Genomic DNA, 18,196 nt, shown 5'->3' with positions numbered 1-18,196 from the left:
GCATAGTAATGGTGAAGGACATGGGACGTGACAATTTTTTCATGATCGTTTTAGGGAAAAACTCAATATACAGGATCCCAAACCGCGAAAAATATTCCCCATCATCCCATTACTCTACTCCCTGTTTTATTCAAAAACGATTACGGGAGTAGGACTATCTACCCTCCTAATTCTGGAACTGGAAAGAAGTTTCCACTTAACATTAACCACACCACAGCCAAAGTTAGCAATATATTAAAACTTTGCCCTACAATATACAAAATCATCGGTTTACCGCCTCGCATTTGTTGGGCTAAAATTTGAAAATTAGACTCTAACCCAATTGAGATAAACGCCATACAAAATAGCCAACCACGATAATTTTTAGTCTGCTTCAATAAAGCTTGAACATTATTCAAACCTATAACGGGTAAAAATACAAAAGAAACTAATAAAGATGCTACAATAAAACCTAAAACAAACTTAGGAAAACGCACCCATAATTCATTTAAAGTAGGAGTAGAAGATCCTGGTTGCTTTTCCACAGATGTAACCCAAAAAATTGCTATGGCAAAAGCGATCGCTCCGATCAACATATTTTGAATCATTTTTACTAAAGCTGCCGCTTTTCCGGCCACATCCCCCAATGCTTCGCCTGCTGCAACAACAGCGCCAGTAGCATCAATGGTGCCACCTAACCAGGCTCCTCCCACTAATTCATTCATGTTGACAGCTTTGACAAACAAGGGCATGAAAACCATCATTATGACTGTAAATATCAGAGTCATTCCGACGGCCAAAGTTAACTCATCCTTTTTTGCGCGACAAGCTGCTGCAGCTGCAATAGCTGCCGAGACTCCACAGACAGAGGTTGAAGTTGCTACTATCATTACTAATGTTTTTTGCTGCATTTTCAGGATGCGAGTGCCAAATAAATACATGAATATCACTACTATTGGCGTGACTCCCCAGGCTATCGCTAAACCATAGGGTCCGAATTCGACAATGCGACTAAACAGAATTTCTGCTCCCAAAATGACTAACCCAGTTTTAATATAGTATTCGGTGCGCACGGCAGGTTTCAACCATTCTGGCGTACCTACTGTATTACTAATTAATAATCCTATTAGTAGTGCCCAGAAGGCATAACCGAGATTTATTGCTTTTGCAGCTTGAGAATTTCCCAATACATAAGCGAGAGTAGCTAAGATAAAGATGGCCAAAAATCCTGGTATCATAGCATTTGCCCTACGCCCCTGCATCAAAATGTTGCCAAATGTAAATACAGCGCACAGAGCGATCGCTAATAATACTAAGCTAGGAATTAAATCTATCGGGAGTGCAGCCAGAATATCTATTCCTTTCCATTTAGGAATTTTGGGTACAAGTGTTACCCATCCACTAAATACACTTGCTAACAGTAACAAACCGATCCAGACTGCCCACCAGTCTTCTAATTTGTATAAATCAGACCATTTTGTTTTACTCATAGAATTAATTGAAAATAAATATTTATTTTATTTCAATTGAGATAAGTTCGGGGGTTTTCTCTATATTTTTTTTATCTATCTATGGGCGATCGCTGAATAAGATATCTATAAAATATAGCACTATGTATGCTAGAGCGCGGACATTTATCAATACTCAAATTCTATCATTTAGTGATTTGGTGCTTCCCTTGCTCCCAGCTTCTATCTCTCTAGAATGAAAATGCTTTTAGGAGTTCGTAATCATGAATAACCTTTAGGGAGTAAGGGGGATTTGATTTTTGAGTTGCCTGTAGTGCTATCAATATATTTAATTTGCAGATAACATATTAGACACGAGTTGCTCTATTAACAGTATTTTGTTCTACTTCTCTAGCTTTTTTACCACGCCAAAGTAATCTTATTGGTGTACCTGTAAATCCTAAATGTTGACGAAATTGACTTTGAATATAACGCCGATAATTTTCAGGAAAACGTTTAGGATCGTTGACAAATAATGCAATTGTTGGTGGTTTACTTGTTACTTGAGTTCCATAATAAATTTTACCTTGACGACCTTGACGATTAGTGGGGGGAGAATTCCAACTAATTGCTTCTTCTAATACCTCATTGATTACAGAAGTTGTCACTCGACGCTGATATTCATTGGCTGCATTATCTATCAAATTTATAATTTTCTCCACTCGTTTTCCAGTTAGTGCACTAACAAAAATCATCTCTGCCCATTCCACAAAATATAGTCGCGACCTTACTTCCTGTTCATAAGTATAAATAGTATAATTATCTTTTTCTATGGCATCCCATTTATTCACTACAATAACACAAGCTCTACCGTCTTCTATGATCCGATTTGCTAGTTTTTGGTCTTGTTCTGTTACTCCATCTAAAGCATCAATTACAAACATAACAACTTCAGCACGACGAATAGCTTTAAAAGCTCGGTTAATCCCAAAAAATTCGGCACCATATTCGACATTTTTTTTCTTTCTAATTCCAGCAGTATCAATCAAACGATAAGTTTTGCCATTTCGTTCTACTACAGTATCAATAGCATCTCTTGTTGTACCAGAAATAGGACTAACAATTGCACGTTTTTCTCCAATAAATGAATTTAATAAACTTGATTTACCAACGTTTGGACGACCAACAATTGCTATTTTAGTTTGATTAGTTTCAGTAATTTCTCCTTGGGTTGGTAAGTAGGTAATTAAATCGTCTAATAATTCTCCAGTACCATTGCCATGAATACCAGAAATAGGATAAGGTTCTCCTAAACCTAATTCCCAAAACATAGCAGCTTGGGTCAATCCTTCTGTTATAGATTCGCATTTATTAACTGCTAGGAGGATCGGAATAGTTTGTTGACGGAGCCATTGGGCAATTTCTTCATCTCCTCCAGTAAGACCTGTTTGTCCATCTACCACAAAAATTGCTACACTTGCTTCTACTAGAGCTGCCATAGCTTGTTCGCGGATTAGGGGTAAAAATTCTGTATTGTCATCAAATACTAAACCTCCTGTATCTACAACTTGAAACTCCCGGTCTTCCCAGTATGCATTTCGATAGGTGCGATCGCGAGTTATTCCTGGTTCATCGTGGACGATGGCGTCTTTACTTTCAGCCAAGCGATTGACTATTGTGGACTTCCCCACATTTGGCCTGCCAATAATAGCTACAATAGGTAAGGGCATAGTTAATTTTAATTAGTTTAGGTAAATCAAAAATATTCAATTTTTAATTATAGCAATAATTTAAGAGTTTTAACCAATCAAAAATCTGAGCATCCCCACCAAAAAATATCTTAATAATCTAAAGATATTAATAATCTAAATGGATGAACTATTACTAAAGGGTAATTTCCATTTTAAATAATTTATTAAGCAAAAAAAATCATTGAACAAAAATAGTTTAGGGAATGTGCTGGCAAAAGTTACTTGAAAAAAATTATTTAATTTCTGGAGATGTTTCGCTCTTTAATTCCCTGATATTTGAAAACTATGAAAACAAGATTAAAGTAACTCCCAAGCTACACTAGTAAAACGATCTTGCCAGTACATCCCGAAAGTAGTCGCCACTAACTTATTCTAAGGGAAATGTCCAGTTGGGGCACTGATATAAAAAAAATTGTATTGTCATAATTTTTTGCTAGTTAATCCATGTTTCCTTGCACTTATTCATAAATATTATTGATAATTCTAAAGCCAAAACATTTTTGACTAGATTGAAACCAAAGTATATCAACTATAATTAAGTCATTGTAGGGAAATGTCTAAATATTTTGTTGAGTTTGGATCAGGTTTTCTCTTTGATCTAGTTCTGCTATCATTAATACAACTAGTCTAGTTCCTCGATCTGCTTTTTGCAAATTTTTTACATTTAATCAATATATTTATCAATATATTTACTGTTGACTGAATTTCTTCGTTATGGTAGCCTCTGCTGTAAATTTCAAAATCTAGATATAAAGTCTAGGTAAAAAATACATTGTATAGCAATCCTACTTGCTCTGTCGGATAAACATCTAGGCTTTTCAGAGAATGGGGAATGGGCAATGGGGAAGAGTTTGATACATTTTTATTTATCTATTTTTGCATTTTGAACAAATTCTTTAGGATTGTTATAGCAATTCCAAATAGGTTATAATAAATACAGAAACCCTATATAAGTTTTAATATTTTGTTAGTAGTTAGAAGTCTGGAGTCATAATTTTTAAGATTTTCAGTTAAAGTTAGTTATTATAAAAATTCTTAAAAATAGTTTAGGATTTCTGTATATAGCATTTATTAGATTAATGAAGTACACTGACTTTATTTTTTGATTCCTTAAAGCATAAAAAAATTCTACCTCGCTCATTATAATAATTTATATAGCAAATATATAGTAAATATTTAATATGATCAGATATTTCGTGATGATTAATTTCAGAAAATAGTATAATAAATTAAGGGATATATAATTAATTGTGGAAAGATTAATATCAGCACTGGGGTTAATAGTTTTTATAGGTTTAGCTATTCTGTTATCGGCAAAAAGAAATGCAATTAAGTGGGAAACTGTTTTATGGGGAATAGGTTTGCAACTATTATTTGCACTGCTAATTTTAAAAAGCAAAACAGGTTTAGCAGTGTTTAAATTTATTGCCGATATAATTAGTCAGTTACTCAAATTTTCTGATGCCGGGGCTAAATTTGTATTTGGAGAAAACTATCTCGAACACTTTTTTGCCTTCCAGATACTACCAACAATTATATTTTTTTCTTCATTAATTACTATCTTATATCATTATGGAATTTTACAACAAGTAGTCAAAGCATTTGCATGGATAATGCTGAAAACTATGAAAACTTCTGGCACAGAGTCTCTCGCTTGTTCCGCTAATATTTTTGTGGGGTCAACAGAAGCACCGTTGATGATTAAACCTTATGTGAAAACAATGACGAAATCAGAATTACACGCAGTGATGACAGGTGGTTTTGCTACAGTCGCTGGAGGAGTATTGGCAGCTTATATTTCTTTTGGAGTACCTGCCGAACATTTAATTGCTGCCTCGGTAATGTCAGCACCTGCAGCATTGGCAATATCAAAAATATTGTTGCCAGAAACAGAAGAGTCTCCGACGGCAGGAACGGTCAAGGTAGAGGTAGAACAGACTTATGCAAATGTTATTGATGCAGCAACATTAGGTGCTAAAGAGGGAGCAAAATTGGCTGTCAATGTGGCAGCAATGTTAATTGCTTTTTTAGGGTTGGTAGCAATGGTCAATGGACTATTAGCATGGATAGGTAATGGTATTGGGTTGCCTCAGTTATCCTTGGAGTGGGTTTTCTCTTTATTATTTGCTCCTGTTGCTTGGTTGATGGGAGTGCCTTGGGGAGACTGTCCTCAAGTGGGGATCTTGTTGGGTAAGAAAACAATTTTGAATGAATTTATCGCTTATTTAGATTTAAAGACACTCATTGAAAATGCTCAAAAAGGTGAAATGGTAAATGTGATTTCTGAGCGATCGCAGATTATTGCTACTTATGCTTTATGTGGGTTTTCTAATATTGGTTCCATTGCTGTACAGATAGGTGGAATTAGTACCATTGCACCATCACGACAGGGTGATTTGGCAAAGTTGGGAGTTCGAGCAATGATAGGTGGATCTATTGCTTGTTTTATGACTGCTTGTATCGCAGGAATTTTGTTGTAGAAATTTCCCTATTTTTGGCAAATAATTTCTCGAAATAGTGCTTTTTCTACTCAAAGATAGCGTTCCCATTACTTGGGCTAGAAGTCTGAAATTATTATGCCATTTCTCAAAAACTTTTCAAATTGTATTTTGAGTGAGAGTAGAGATGTTGCAGAAAACTTTTGTAGCTTCAAAGAAGTGGGGGACAAGTAAATATTGATAAAATTATAGCAATGCGCTCTGGCATATTTACACATTATTTTTTGTACTCTTTTTCCCTTAAGAAACTTTGAATTAGAATTTCTAAGTACCTGAGCAAGTAGCTCTATAAAATTAACTTAGCTGAAGAGGATAAAAAAAAATTTATTCCTTGTGTAATAATTATTTAATAACTGAAGTTTTACAAAAAGTAAGTAGGGCTGCATAAGGGCGTCTGTACAGGGAAGCAATGAATAGAAAATAAGAAAAACAATTCTGTTTCAGTAACTTGACAAAATCTATATTTTTTTTATTGCCTATTATCTAAGAATAAAAAATTATATCTCTCACCAATTTTATCAAGGGTATATTGATTGACAATCGGCTAATATTATGATAAATTATATATAGGAAATAAACTAAAAATCACATTAGTAATATCTAAAAATATGCTGAATAAAAAAAAAATCACTTAAATTTATTAAAAGATTTTTGGTCAATTGCTAAACTTTATTGGTTCTCAAAAAATGAGAAATGGCGAGCTAGGGGTTTATTGTTACTAGTAATTGTTTTATTAGGAACATTTACTGTATTTAATTTATTCCTCACAAATCAACGAGCAGAATTTATTTCTGCACTATCTTCTCAAAATTCTGAGAGATTTTGGCGATCAATTATACAGTTTTTTGGCGCAGTTGTGATTGCTGTACCTTTTGTATCTTCCTATTCTTTTGTTCGACAAAAACTTAGTGTATTTTGGCGAAGGTGGATGACTGAGAGTTTTATGGAAAGTTATTTAAGCGATCGCTCTTTCTATAAAATTAGTTACCACCCAGAAATTGATAATCCAGACCAACGTATTGCTCAAGATATTAAAAGTTTTACAGACCAATCTCTAAGTTTTCTTGTAATTACTCTCAATGCCATATTTCAGTTATTTGGTTTTAGTACTTTATTATGGTCAATTTCTAAACCATTAGTATTTTTTGTAATTGCTTATGCTATTGCTGGTACAGTTATCACGACCGGAGTATTTGGTAAGGTTTTGGTAGAGATTAATTTTGAACAATTGAAGCGAGAAGCTAATTTTCGTTTTGGTTTAATTAGAGTTAGAGAAAATTCTGAATCTATAGCTTTTTATAGAGGAGAGAAACAGGAACTACAACAGGCAAAGAACATATTTAATGATGTTTTTAATAATTTTAATCGGTTAATTCAATGGCAACTATATTTGGATATTTTTAGAAATAGTTATGAATTTATTACTTTTGCATTACCATCTATAATTATTGGTCCCCGTGTGCTTTCTGGTGAATTAGAAATAGGTGTAATTACTCAAGCCGGAGTAGCTTTTAGTATCATCTTAAGTTCCTTAACAGTTATTGTTAGTCAATTGGATAGACTGACAGAATTTGCTGCTGGAATTAATCGTTTATCTACTTTTTCTGAGGCTATTCAATCATCTACTGAAGTTCCTAAAGGTGAATTAGCTATTGATACAATAACAAATTCTTGTCTAGCTTTAGAACATTTAACATTAAAAACTCCCAATTATCAAAGAACTTTATTCAGAGATATTTCCTTAGAAATAAAACCAGGAGATGGATTATTAATTATGGGACCTAGCGGTTGTGGCAAAAGTTCAATTTTAAGAGCGATCGCTGGTCTATGGAACTCTGGCACAGGAGCTATTTATCGACCTAAATTGAATGAAATATTATTCTTGCCTCAAAAACCTTATATGGTTTTAGGCTCTCTCCGTCAACAGCTTTTATATCCCCAGAGTAATCTAAACATTTCTGATGTAAAAATACAGGAAGTCTTAGAAAAAGTAAATCTCACCAAATTAGCAGAAAGATTTGGTGGTTTAGATGCAGAAGAAAATTGGAGTCAAGTTTTGTCAGTGGGAGAACAACAAAGAGTTGCCTTTACTAGATTATTATTAACTCAACCTAAATATGTAATTTTGGATGAAGCCACCAGTGCTTTAGATGTGCCAACTGAGGAAATTTTATATAAACAATTGCAAGAAACATCCATAACATTTATTAGTGTTGGACATCGCCCGACTTTAAAAAAATATCATCAACAATTACTAGAAATTACTGCGAACGAATCTTGGCAACTTAAGCCTATTATAACCTTAGATAAAAGATAATAAACCCAATTTTTTGCTGAAGTGGGTAAGTCATGATTGAATTTGACTAAAAAATTCAGATATTAAGCCTCTAGCTTAAGCTAGAGGTACTGATAATTAGTATAATTAACGTCTGAATAATACTTACACAACGAGAAAATTTCGCATTTACTAATATTCACACCCCTTATGAGGGTAGTATACTTTCTTTAGTTTCGCTGCATTCTAGCTAACATATTAAATCTAAATTCAGCAAATGCTTCTTCTGTCGCCTCAGAATTTTGCTATGCTGGACGTGCTATTAGGCTACTGCACCAAGCACTAATTTTAGGATATTTATTTAAAGAAATACCGCCTCTAAAGGACAACATAGAGATGATAGTAACAGCAACAACATCTACTAAAGTTAAATTGTCACTACCAAAATAAGGGCGATCGCTCAATAATTTCTCAAAAAAATGTCAGGACTGTTGCAATTTTCTCCTCTGCTTTCTCAGCTTTTTCTGGGTTTTCTCCAGGTAAATCTAAAATTTGTTCTACCAGTGGATGAATAGCGGGCAACAATTCATTAATACTTACCATTTTTACCATCTGCACAATTGTTAAGTTTTTGACCTCTTTAGGTAACATATTAGGAGTAGGATATTTGGCTTATATATAGTCAAGAATTGCCAAAGATTCAATTATATTAAAACCATCATCTACTAAAGCAGGAATGTGGTGGAAAGAATTAAGTTCCAAAAAATCAGGTAAAAATTGCTCTCCACTGAGTTTAACTTCTACCAATTCAAACTTAAGTCATTTTTCTAGTAGTGTTACCCAGACACGACGGGAGTTAGGAAATATGGGAGCGTGATCAAGGGTCAACATTAAGAAAACTCATGGTTTTATTAATAGTATAGGTATTATTAATTTTAACACTTAAATTTTAACTGGTAGAAATATTTTTTTTGTCTTCACCTCTAATTTTTTTTGATTCAATCAGATTTGAAAGCCACAAATGAGACAAAATTATGCAATTTAATTAATGATTCTATGTATGAAAAACCACTCTGTTTTAACATCTGTAATTGTTCAGCTTCGCTGAGTGGAATTAATACATTTTCTAGTGCTTCTTTTTTCCGTTCTATTTCATTTTGAGCATAACCATTTTTAGCCTTAAAAGCTTCATAATGGTGAGTAATTGTTTCTTGAAATTGAGGACAATCAGAACGAATTTTTTCACTTATAAATAGTAATCCGCCAGGAACTAAACCTTGATAAATTGCTCGTAATAATTTTTGTCTTTGAGGAAGAGATAAAAATTGTAAGGTATAGTTCATAACGACTACACTACTCTTTTCAAAAGAACAATTTTCAGCACTTTCACAAATTAATTCTATCTGATGAATTTGTTCTACTTGGGCTAATTTTTCTTTAGCTTTATCTAACATATCTGAAGAGTTATCAATTCCCACTAAAATTGCTGGTTGTTTCAAAAATCGCCCTAATAATTCTAGGAATGTACCAGTAGAACAACCTATATCAATAATGCGTGTTTTTGGCTGATAATATGCTCGTGTCCAATGGACTGCTCCAGCAACAACTTCTCGATATAGAGGCACCGAACGGCATACCATATTATCGAAAACTTTGACTACTTCGGCATTAAAGGCAAAAGGTTTCGGCCAGGGACCTTTTTCAAATAGTTCGTCTTTTTCTGAACTTAAATATAGTTCTGTTTCTAGTGGTTCAGTCATTTCAGTTATCAGTTATCAGTACTTCTAAATGAAGCCAAAGCCAAGAAAAACTGAAGTTTATTTTTTCATCCTCTATCCAAAGGAAGGCTATTGACCTAATTTTTTGATAATTTTAAATTACATTAAATTAGTAATAATTAAATACAATACTTTGCATGACTAATTGGTAAATTGATAACAATGAGTAAAAAAAATTTGATGTTTTCAAAAGATTATTACTTGAGTCTGTATACCTAATTGTTATTCAAAAGGCTATAAGTAAGTAAGCAATAAAGCATATATATATTGTTTAGTTTCAAGGTTCAAAGTTTTTTGAAGTAAATGGTATTTTTTTTGGTGAGTTATATCAAAATTTGTTCCATGGAAATTTTTGGCATAGGTTGAACATCAAGTTTTATCTGACAAAATAATCTCAAATATTCTGCTTTTTCCTGAAAAATTTGAGCTTTTTCTACGGGATAAATTACAGCTAATTTACCAGTTTTGGATAAAAGTTTAACTGCTGCTTGCAATAAATCAGCTTGTGAGAGAAAGTCAGTATGTATGGCAACTGTCCTCTTTTTTTTAGCAACTTTATAAGGATAAAAAAAAAAGGTGGATTTGAGGCTATTAAATCATAATTTTTTTGACAGATATCTGTATATTTTTAGATTGAATAATTTTAAATTTTAACTCTATCTAGTTCAAGAGATAACTCTTTTATTTAGCTTTAAAAAATAAGTTGACATCAATAATAAATAACTTTAGTATAATTAGGTAGGTCTAAATGTTCAAAAAAAATTCGAGGTGTTTCAAGAATTAATAATTATCTTTTCTGTAACTGAAACATTAGTTAAAAAGATTTTTTTTTATTTTTTTCTCTATGAATTGAGAGACTTGATACCTGAATTTTTTAGTTCAACCAATAGCCTTGACAAAGGAAGTCAATATTTTAGGTAAAAATCTTTAATTAAGGTAATAAATTCTGGTGTATATGTATATTGTTTGACTTCAATAGTCAGAGTATTTTTTTGTAATGGTAATTTTTTTTTGCTGAGTTCCATCAAAATTCGTTTTGTAGGAATTTTTGGCATAGGTTTAACATCAAGTTTTCTCTGACAAAATAATCCCAAATATTCTGCCTTTTCCTGAAAATTGTGAGCTTGTTCCACGGGATAAATTACAGCTAATTTGCCAGTGTCAGATAAAAGCTTAACTGCTGCCTGCAATAAATCAGCTTGTGAGAGAAAGTCAGTATGTCTGGCAACTGTTCTTGCCTTTTTTACAGGTTTAGAAGCATTTTCAAAAAAAGGTGGATTTGAGACTATTAAATCATAACGTTTTTGACAAATATCTATATATTTTTGGATTGAATAATTTTCAACTTTAACTCTATCTGACCAACGCGATCGCTCCACATTTTCCCTAGCTTGAATAGATGAGTTGATATCAATTTCTACAGCATCAATATCAACCTTCAGCTGAGACGAACGCTGTGCCAGCATTAAAGCAATTAAACCAGTACCTGTACCAATATCTAAAATTTTTTCTGCTCCAGAAACATCGACCCATGCCCCTAATAAAGTACCATCTGTACCCACCTTCATAGCACATCTATCTTGTCTGATAGTAAACTGCTTAAATCTAAATTGATTTCCTCCCATATTTTGTAAATAGCTATTAATTAGTAATCACCTCAATTAGTTATACGATGGGAGTCTATTTCTGCTTGTATTGAAGCAATTGTAGCCCTCGCCACTATACTTATGTGGATTAATCGCATTTTATTAGTGGGATAGGTTCAAATATGATTAAAGACTTTGACATTAAGCACGGGACGACACTCCTTGGGGGATTGACTTTTTATATTTAGCACGCACTCCCTTCCCTAATATTGACTGCTGTAATTTTTCCCCAGCTATCGCAAAGCTTGACCCTGCTATTCGACTGATATTCATTTCTGTGGTTTTATCGGACTTAGCCCCTGTAACTAATACAGCGCATTTAATGGTTTATGAGTTACAGTCACACTAGCTTCTTAAATAATTTTTTAACCATTAATTACTCTAAAATAATGACTGTATTTTTCATGTTTTTCTTCTCATACTAATTCCTATGCATTATTGCTATACTTGACTGAAATTTAGGGAGTCATGAGCTGAATTTTTAACTAACATTTAGGATAACTTATATATTAAAATAAAACAAACTAAAAAGTTCCCCTATAAGGGCGAGGTAATAGAGACCTAATTTTTCCGTAAAAATTTTATATTAATGATACTTATTGTCCCCTCACCTCTCCTGCGAGAAGAAGGGTCGGGGGAGAAGTAATTTCAAAATAGTTAATTCCTATTTTTGTATCGCACCCAACCTAGTCTGTTTAATTACAGCTAATTTCAGGCAAATAATGTATAGCTGTGTTTGGTAAAAATCTGTAGTGCGGGCATCTAGCCCGCGTTTGCGTACCTCATAAACCAGAAATATGCTATATGTCTCCCGCTTAATTGTTATATTAAATCCGGTAGCATAGGTGTTATTTAGTATTAAAGAAGCATAGTTTATAACTTAGGGGCTAATAGCCATGAATGCCCCGCAATATATTTGCGTAGTATTCCGCAATAAAACCCCCTTACCTATTCTATGACGATCAAAGAAATTATATTACTCCGAAGCCAACAGATTTGATATTAAATACATCCATAGAGATGAAAAACAAAAATCTAAGCTTGTCTGGAATAATATTCCACAATTAACAGTTCGTTAATTTGAAGCGCCACCCACTCCCGTTCCACAATACCATTAACTTTACCAACCAGCTTGTTTTTATCAAATTCTAAATGGCTAGGAATATTAGCTAAACCTGGATATTGGAGATTAGTCTTGACCATTTCCTTAGATTTTTCTTTTTCCTTAACACTAATTACCTCTCCAGGTTTACACTGGTAGCTAGCAATACTTACTACCTTACCATTAACTGTGACATGACCATGGTTCACTAACTGTCGTGCAGAAGGAATAGTTGGAGCCATTCCTAAACGAAATACAGTATTATCTAAACGCATTTCCAGAAGTTCTAGTAATACTTTTCCTGTGGAACCTCCTGCACGACGAGCTTTTTTTACGTAGCGTAGGAGTTGACGTTCACAAACACCATAATTATATAGTAGTTTCTGTTTCTCTTCCAGTCGAATCGCATATTCTGAACGCTTTCTGCGATTTTGACCATGTTGACCAGGTGGATAAGCACGTCTGGCACTTTTACGAGTTAGCCCCGGTAGATCACCTAGACGACGCACTATTCTTAAACGTGGACCTCTATACCTAGACATAATAATTTCCTCATTAACATAAAATTTAGCCACAATCCTATATCATATACTATTGAATTACTACTTTGTCAATTTTTCACGATTGAGTTTAGCTTTGATTATTTGTTATGCCTAATATGAACTTTTATCATTTTTTATCTGATAAATCTCCCTTATATCAACCTCAGAAATACTTGAGTAAACCCTGGGTATATTTAACAACAATACAACTTTTTACCTGTGGTTTATTGATGGCTATTCCTGAAGTAGCAACAGCCCAAGTAAATAGAAAATCATTTATAATTTGCTCCAGAGATTTATTAAGTGTAGGTTTATCTGAAAGAGAGGTTGCTAATGCTTGTAGTGCAGCTCTTAAACCAAAAGATTTATCAAAATGTGTCACAAAAATCTATGACAATACAACAGAAGAACTTTCCGCAGAAGAGATTTTATTGAATTGTCAAAAAGTGAGAAGAGTTGATGAATTAGGAACTTGTGTAGAAAGGATTAATAAATCAGTTCAAGATACATCTAATCAAGAGAATATCTTAGAAAGTTGTCGTATTAGTTTATTGCCAGAAAGTTTTTCTTCTTGTGTTATTGGTTTAAATGCTAATTTAGGATTATCGACAGAAGAATTATTAACTACTTGTCTTAATCCTAACCAAGAAAAAACTGAGCTTTCTGGAGATTAATAAAGTTAAGCTGAATACTTTTATTGCTACTTTTGGAAAATGATGTTAATATAATTATTTTAAGGATATTTTATCAACTAAACTAACATGAAAAAGCTGAACATTGTGGCCACTGCTTTGTCTACTGTGGCGATCGCTGGTAGTGTACTTTGTGCTAATTCTGTAGAAGCTTGTCTTTTGAAGAAAATTCATGGTTCAACATCAGAAAAATCTTTAATTTCACCAAATTCTTGGTTAAGCAAAAAACTTCCTAATAGGTCTGACTTTGCTATTGCTGGTATTGCTGCTGCTTCTCTAGGTTTAACTGGGTTAGGTGCTTTTTTTACTACTCGTTATATTACTCGTAAAGCAGAAGCTAATATTGATGCTAGTGATGAATCAAAAGAAGTACCAGCAGAACAAACATTTGTACAACAACATCCAGAAGCACCTGGTGGCCAACTAGATTTAGTTGAGGATAATTTGGTTGATAATATAGAATCAAAAGTTGTCGCGGATAAAGAAATTTCTCTTTTGAAATAATTTGATAATTAGAATAAGTAAAATAAATTTTATCTGAACTTCCAGTCTCTAAAAACTGGGAGTTTTTTGATATCCAGTAAGGAATAGAAAAAAAAGAATAACAACTGAATCCTGAATACTTAAGTAAATATAGTTATAATAATGGAATTAATTAGACTTTATCTCCACTAAAAATAGCAATCATTTGAGGAATAGTTCTTTGTGAATCTATGTAGTTATTTCCCTGACAAATTAATTGTGTTGAACCTCCACCATCTAACATCATTACTTGAGTTGCACCAAAACTTTTCAAAACATTAGTAGCATGAGGTTGAGTTGCTTGTTTAGAAGTAAAAATTAAAATTGTTTCATAGAGGCGATCGCCATCTTTATCTTGCACTCCAATAAATGTTCTACCTGTTTGATCCTCAACTCCTTTATCAGCATTTTCCTGTAAACCAACAATAAAATTAGTTGCTATTGAGAATTGCAAATTATTTGGCTGAAACTTACTAATTAACGCTCTATTATTCCAGACTTCTAGCATTAACTTTTCATGAGAAAATTCTATTTCTCCTGCATAACCATCACTAACTATAATTCCATCTGACTTTAGAGGAAATGCTAAGGCTGTAGAGGAGCTTTTATCATTTCTAAAAAATTGACCATTAGTAATGCAAAATAAACTTGAATTTTCTGAATATAAATTAGACCATACTTGTGATATTGTTTGACGTTCAAATTGTGGATTATTACCACCGTAAGCTCCTTTTTTCGTACCTAAATCTGTAATTTTTCCATAGATAAAATCAATTTTTGCACCTTCAGATAAATCAATAAGCTGTAGATAATCTGAATCTTTTTTATAAAGAGTGATTCCCTGAGAATTACTAATGATTTTAAAACCAAGAGAGAGAGGTTTTTGTAATTTACTTTCAGAGTTATGTACAGAGAATAAGTTGATTATTATTAGGAGGAAAGTTGTTAAAAATAATCCAGTTAAAAGCAGCTTTTTTCTATTCATTAGGCAAGGTAAAATAACAAAAAAAATAAAGATATAAAAATAATGAAAAACATAGCTAGAATTATTCAAAGTTTTTACATTTATTTGAAACTAGGCTGTTCAGAAAAGATGATTATTCTCTGCTTTTTCATAAATTTACCTCGAAAAACTCAGCTAGGATAATTAAGTATCTTCACTTACAAACAAACTAGTTAATATAGTCCTCTAAAAATTAGCTAGCTTATTAGATTTTTTTGATGTTCTTCATCTACAAAACAGATATTTATCGCTTTCATTTTGACATTAATATGATTATTATACTATACATAATACTATCTAGTAAAAATTTTTGATTTTGTCTAAAAAAACTTAAGAAAAAAGCTAAAGTAAATATCAACTTTTAGGGAAACTTGACGCAAAAATTAGTGAGTCTAATATTCCTGCTGATGTGAAGAAAAAACTATAACATTATTAAATTCGGCAAAGGCATCTATTAATAAAAAGGAACTTAACAAGGAAGTGGCTAAAGCATATTTGGGGAAGCCAACAAAAAATTAATTGCAAGATGAGAGTAAGGTTTTTGGCTCTAGCATGACTCTATGTACAAAAGTTGAACTAATTATTACTAAAATGGGAAATTAGTTAGTTGCAAATTTTTTTGGTAAAGAACTTATTTTCAGATCTATTCTATTTTTACAAATTAAAATACAATAGGGTTTGTTTTTTTAGTCATTGACAACTACCGTTATTACCTCATTTAATGAAGGAAATATTTTCAATACATACAACCGAAATAGATGAAAAAATTACTCCACGGAGCAAAAAATACTTTTGGGAAAAAGAGTTATATTACCGTGAAGCAAACAAATTTAATATAACTCAACCTCAAAGCATTATAACTATTCCCTATTCTTATCAAATAAACATTAAAGGCTTATCTTTTACTAAAACAAATGCTTTAACATCAAACCGATAAAGACTAGCAGGTCTACCAGCTCCTCGTGATGTTTTTACGCCAGTTTCAGATAAGAAACCTAACTTTAATAGTCTGGCACGAAAATTAGAATAATCTGAAAAATTGTTTCCTAAAATAGTTGCATAAAGTTGATATAATTCTCCTAAAGTAAACTCTGCTGGTAAAACATCAAAAGCAATAGGACTATACTCAAGTTTATTGCGTAATCTGGAATATCCATACTCAATAATTTTTTGATGGTCAAATGCTAACTGAGGAATTTTATCAATGGGATACCAACAAATACTTGTCACCCCATTAGCAATTAATTCTGCCTCTTCAAATCTAACTAGGGCAAAATAACTGACGGATAGATATTTAAAATTATCAATAGATTCTCTAGGCTCACTATCAGGACTGCAAAAAGTATATAATTGTTCTAAATATAGATTTTTAACCCTAATTTTTTCCACTAATATTCTGTATGCTGCTGCTTCTAAAGATTCTCCTTTTATTACTAATGTACCTGGTAAACTCCAGTATTTAATAAATGGTTCTTTTTGTCGCATTATTAATAATACTAAAAGACGATTTTGTTGGGTGTCAACTGAAAAAATTACATTATCTACTCTTACGTTAAAGTCTGCCTTATTATTTATAATTTCTCTGTGCTCGTTTTTTGCCATTGGTATAACTTATGCCGATATATATAATCTTTAATAGGAGGTGTAATGGTCATTTCGTCTCCTTGTTCACGATATGCAGATGAGGAAACATTTGGAACTTCTAGAAAAGCTATTTTTACTTCTGTACTTAGCTCCCTTAATTTCTGTAAATCTTCTTCTTCTGTTGTAATACCTTGGCGAGGTATTATTAATAATTCTACTTTCTGTAAAAGTTCTTCGATGTGATACCAACTTAGTAATTGTTTGACTAAATCTGAACCTACTACTAAGGTAAATTCTCCATCATTCCATTTTTTTATAGCAAGTTCAACAGTTTCTAAAGTACGACAACTACTTAATTCTTGATGTAGACAAATATTGTTTTGATTATAGTCAATATTTTCAATCAAAATTGATAACATTTTTGAGCGTTTATCTAAGAATGTTTGATGATTTTTTAAGGGATTATCTGATGCCCAAATTACTACTTTTTCAAAGTTTTTAGACAGCCATTTAATAATCGCTTGATGACCCTTTGTTGGTGGATCTGCACTAGTTCCAAATAAGGCTATTTTTGTCATTATTCTATATTTTTTTTAGATTAGATAAGTTTGTAAGTATTTAGTTATTAAATTCAGCTTTTCCTGTGTGATTTTAGTTGTCAGTTATCAATACTTCCTAATAAATTAGGCTCCTTGAAAACCGATTTTTTTTCATTCCTTTGGAAGGGCGGGCTTGAGACCTTAAGTCTGGTTTATGCTACGCAAACTGCTTTTAAATTTAATAACTAAAATCGGCTAGTTAATGACCTTTTTATTTGCCACGAAATACTCTCGCTACATAACTTTAATTCTCTTTGGAGGCTAATTCTTTGTTCCAAGATAAAAAGTTATATTATTTCTTATGTATTAATGCTACTATTAGAAGGTAGACAAAAAACTAGATGAATCACAGAGGTAAGTTAACTTATAAATAATGGTCAATAAATAGTATTTAGAAATATAAAATATAAGTATAGCAATCTTTTTAAGATTTAATATTATATCATGTCCAGTTTAATAGTTATTATTATATTATTAGAAATAATATAAGCAACATTATACTCATTGTTTACCTATTCTAGTTTGACGTCAGGTATATAATATAAGAGATTCAGTCTCAAATATAGGTTTAATTAATTTTGTGTACCTGCTTATATGACTGGCTGATTAACTCTCAAACTATTCAAATAATGTTTATCAGGTTTAATTATATAATACCCATGCTACCGAATTTGATATTACCAGATAGCAGTTGCTAAACGAGATACTAGATTTAATGTACAGAAGTTTTCGCGCTCTATGATATGAGGTACATTTAAGAAGAAGAATTTGATGATA

The 18,196-nt window shown here is 32.3% G+C and carries 16 protein-coding genes; 4 read left to right on the top strand and 12 right to left on the bottom strand.

Going from position 1 to position 18,196, the window contains the following annotated elements:
- Nucleotides 1-158: 158 nt before the first annotated feature.
- Together TERY_RS01540 and der are read right to left on the bottom strand one after the other, a co-directional pair.
- Entirely contained in the window at nt 159-1,469 is a 1,311-nt protein-coding gene (locus tag TERY_RS01540) for a putative sulfate exporter family transporter (RefSeq protein ID WP_011610204.1), read from the bottom strand.
- Nucleotides 1,470-1,795: 326 nt separating this feature from the next.
- Nucleotides 1,796-3,157 (bottom strand): ribosome biogenesis GTPase Der, encoded by a 1,362-nt coding sequence (gene der / locus TERY_RS01535; RefSeq protein WP_011610203.1) that lies wholly within the window; start codon nt 3,155-3,157, stop codon nt 1,796-1,798.
- Between the two features lie 1,271 nt (nt 3,158-4,428).
- Here der and TERY_RS01530 point away from each other — a divergent pair.
- Together TERY_RS01530 and TERY_RS01525 are read left to right on the top strand one after the other, a co-directional pair.
- Complete coding sequence (locus TERY_RS01530; RefSeq protein WP_011610202.1) at nt 4,429-5,658, top strand: NupC/NupG family nucleoside CNT transporter; 1,230 nt, start codon at nt 4,429-4,431, stop codon at nt 5,656-5,658.
- A gap of 676 nt (nt 5,659-6,334) precedes the next feature.
- The gene (locus TERY_RS01525) at nt 6,335-7,993 is read left to right on the top strand and encodes an ABC transporter ATP-binding protein/permease (protein WP_044136287.1); all 1,659 of its coding nucleotides are present in this window, start codon (nt 6,335-6,337) and stop codon (nt 7,991-7,993) included.
- 263 nt (nt 7,994-8,256) lie between these two features.
- On the opposite strand, the gene TERY_RS35950 is transcribed toward TERY_RS01525, so the two are convergent.
- From TERY_RS35950 to rpsD, 7 genes are all read right to left on the bottom strand, one after another.
- Nucleotides 8,257-8,415: a glutathione binding-like protein gene (locus TERY_RS35950; protein WP_011610200.1), complete on the bottom strand. Its 159-nt coding sequence runs from the start codon at nt 8,413-8,415 to the stop codon at nt 8,257-8,259.
- A gap of 7 nt (nt 8,416-8,422) precedes the next feature.
- A complete protein-coding gene (locus tag TERY_RS35945) occupies nt 8,423-8,602 on the bottom strand; it encodes a hypothetical protein (protein ID WP_011610199.1) in 180 nt (59 codons plus the stop codon).
- 21 nt (nt 8,603-8,623) lie between these two features.
- A complete protein-coding gene (locus tag TERY_RS35940; RefSeq protein WP_011610198.1) occupies nt 8,624-8,758 on the bottom strand; it encodes a glutathione S-transferase N-terminal domain-containing protein in 135 nt (44 codons plus the stop codon).
- Between the two features lie 191 nt (nt 8,759-8,949).
- Nucleotides 8,950-9,711: a carboxy-S-adenosyl-L-methionine synthase CmoA gene (cmoA, locus tag TERY_RS01515; RefSeq protein WP_011610197.1), complete on the bottom strand. Its 762-nt coding sequence runs from the start codon at nt 9,709-9,711 to the stop codon at nt 8,950-8,952.
- Nucleotides 9,712-10,052: 341 nt separating this feature from the next.
- Nucleotides 10,053-10,223 carry a hypothetical protein gene (locus TERY_RS34350; protein ID WP_196797193.1) on the bottom strand — a complete coding sequence of 57 codons (171 nt, stop codon included), beginning with the start codon at nt 10,221-10,223 and terminating at the stop codon, nt 10,053-10,055.
- Between the two features lie 411 nt (nt 10,224-10,634).
- Nucleotides 10,635-11,354 carry a tRNA1(Val) (adenine(37)-N6)-methyltransferase gene (locus TERY_RS01505; protein ID WP_011610196.1) on the bottom strand — a complete coding sequence of 240 codons (720 nt, stop codon included), beginning with the start codon at nt 11,352-11,354 and terminating at the stop codon, nt 10,635-10,637.
- A gap of 1,056 nt (nt 11,355-12,410) precedes the next feature.
- Nucleotides 12,411-13,019: a 30S ribosomal protein S4 gene (rpsD, locus tag TERY_RS01500; protein WP_011610195.1), complete on the bottom strand. Its 609-nt coding sequence runs from the start codon at nt 13,017-13,019 to the stop codon at nt 12,411-12,413.
- A 107-nt stretch (nt 13,020-13,126) separates the two neighbouring features.
- Here rpsD and TERY_RS01495 point away from each other — a divergent pair, with 107 nt between their 5' ends.
- Nucleotides 13,127-13,693 (top strand): hypothetical protein, encoded by a 567-nt coding sequence (locus tag TERY_RS01495; protein ID WP_011610194.1) that lies wholly within the window; start codon nt 13,127-13,129, stop codon nt 13,691-13,693.
- A gap of 87 nt (nt 13,694-13,780) precedes the next feature.
- Nucleotides 13,781-14,215 (top strand): hypothetical protein, encoded by a 435-nt coding sequence (locus TERY_RS01490; protein ID WP_011610193.1) that lies wholly within the window; start codon nt 13,781-13,783, stop codon nt 14,213-14,215.
- Nucleotides 14,216-14,366: 151 nt separating this feature from the next.
- On the opposite strand, the gene TERY_RS01485 is transcribed toward TERY_RS01490, so the two are convergent.
- The 3 genes from TERY_RS01485 to TERY_RS01475 all read right to left on the bottom strand — a co-directional run bounded on the left by TERY_RS01485 (nt 14,367) and on the right by TERY_RS01475 (nt 17,398).
- Nucleotides 14,367-15,218 carry a phosphodiester glycosidase family protein gene (locus TERY_RS01485; RefSeq protein ID WP_011610192.1) on the bottom strand — a complete coding sequence of 284 codons (852 nt, stop codon included), beginning with the start codon at nt 15,216-15,218 and terminating at the stop codon, nt 14,367-14,369.
- Between the two features lie 894 nt (nt 15,219-16,112).
- The gene (locus TERY_RS01480; protein WP_044136282.1) at nt 16,113-16,838 is read right to left on the bottom strand and encodes an NUDIX hydrolase; all 726 of its coding nucleotides are present in this window, start codon (nt 16,836-16,838) and stop codon (nt 16,113-16,115) included.
- Complete coding sequence (locus tag TERY_RS01475) at nt 16,808-17,398, bottom strand: nicotinate-nucleotide adenylyltransferase (protein ID WP_011610190.1); 591 nt, start codon at nt 17,396-17,398, stop codon at nt 16,808-16,810. The genes TERY_RS01480 and TERY_RS01475 overlap by 31 nt, the downstream gene beginning before the upstream one ends.
- Nucleotides 17,399-18,196: the final 798 nt, after the last annotated feature.

Source organism: Trichodesmium erythraeum IMS101 (genome assembly GCF_000014265.1).
GTDB classification, from domain to species: domain Bacteria; phylum Cyanobacteriota; class Cyanobacteriia; order Cyanobacteriales; family Microcoleaceae; genus Trichodesmium; species Trichodesmium erythraeum.
Note: the sequence above shows the minus strand (reverse complement) of the source record. Positions and strands in the feature narration are given on the sequence as shown.

Coding starts and splice junctions, on each gene's coding strand:
- TERY_RS01540 (WP_011610204.1), bottom strand. CDS start 1,469: ATGAGTAAAACAAAATGGTCTGATTTATACAAATTAGAAGACTGGTGG.
- TERY_RS01505 (WP_011610196.1), bottom strand. CDS start 11,354: ATGGGAGGAAATCAATTTAGATTTAAGCAGTTTACTATCAGACAAGAT.
- TERY_RS01495 (WP_011610194.1), top strand. CDS start 13,127: ATGCCTAATATGAACTTTTATCATTTTTTATCTGATAAATCTCCCTTA.
- der (WP_011610203.1), bottom strand. CDS start 3,157: ATGCCCTTACCTATTGTAGCTATTATTGGCAGGCCAAATGTGGGGAAG.
- cmoA (WP_011610197.1), bottom strand. CDS start 9,711: ATGACTGAACCACTAGAAACAGAACTATATTTAAGTTCAGAAAAAGAC.
- TERY_RS01475 (WP_011610190.1), bottom strand. CDS start 17,398: ATGACAAAAATAGCCTTATTTGGAACTAGTGCAGATCCACCAACAAAG.
- rpsD (WP_011610195.1), bottom strand. CDS start 13,019: ATGTCTAGGTATAGAGGTCCACGTTTAAGAATAGTGCGTCGTCTAGGT.
- TERY_RS01480 (WP_044136282.1), bottom strand. CDS start 16,838: ATGGCAAAAAACGAGCACAGAGAAATTATAAATAATAAGGCAGACTTT.
- TERY_RS01485 (WP_011610192.1), bottom strand. CDS start 15,218: ATGAATAGAAAAAAGCTGCTTTTAACTGGATTATTTTTAACAACTTTC.
- TERY_RS35945 (WP_011610199.1), bottom strand. CDS start 8,602: ATGTTACCTAAAGAGGTCAAAAACTTAACAATTGTGCAGATGGTAAAA.
- TERY_RS01490 (WP_011610193.1), top strand. CDS start 13,781: ATGAAAAAGCTGAACATTGTGGCCACTGCTTTGTCTACTGTGGCGATC.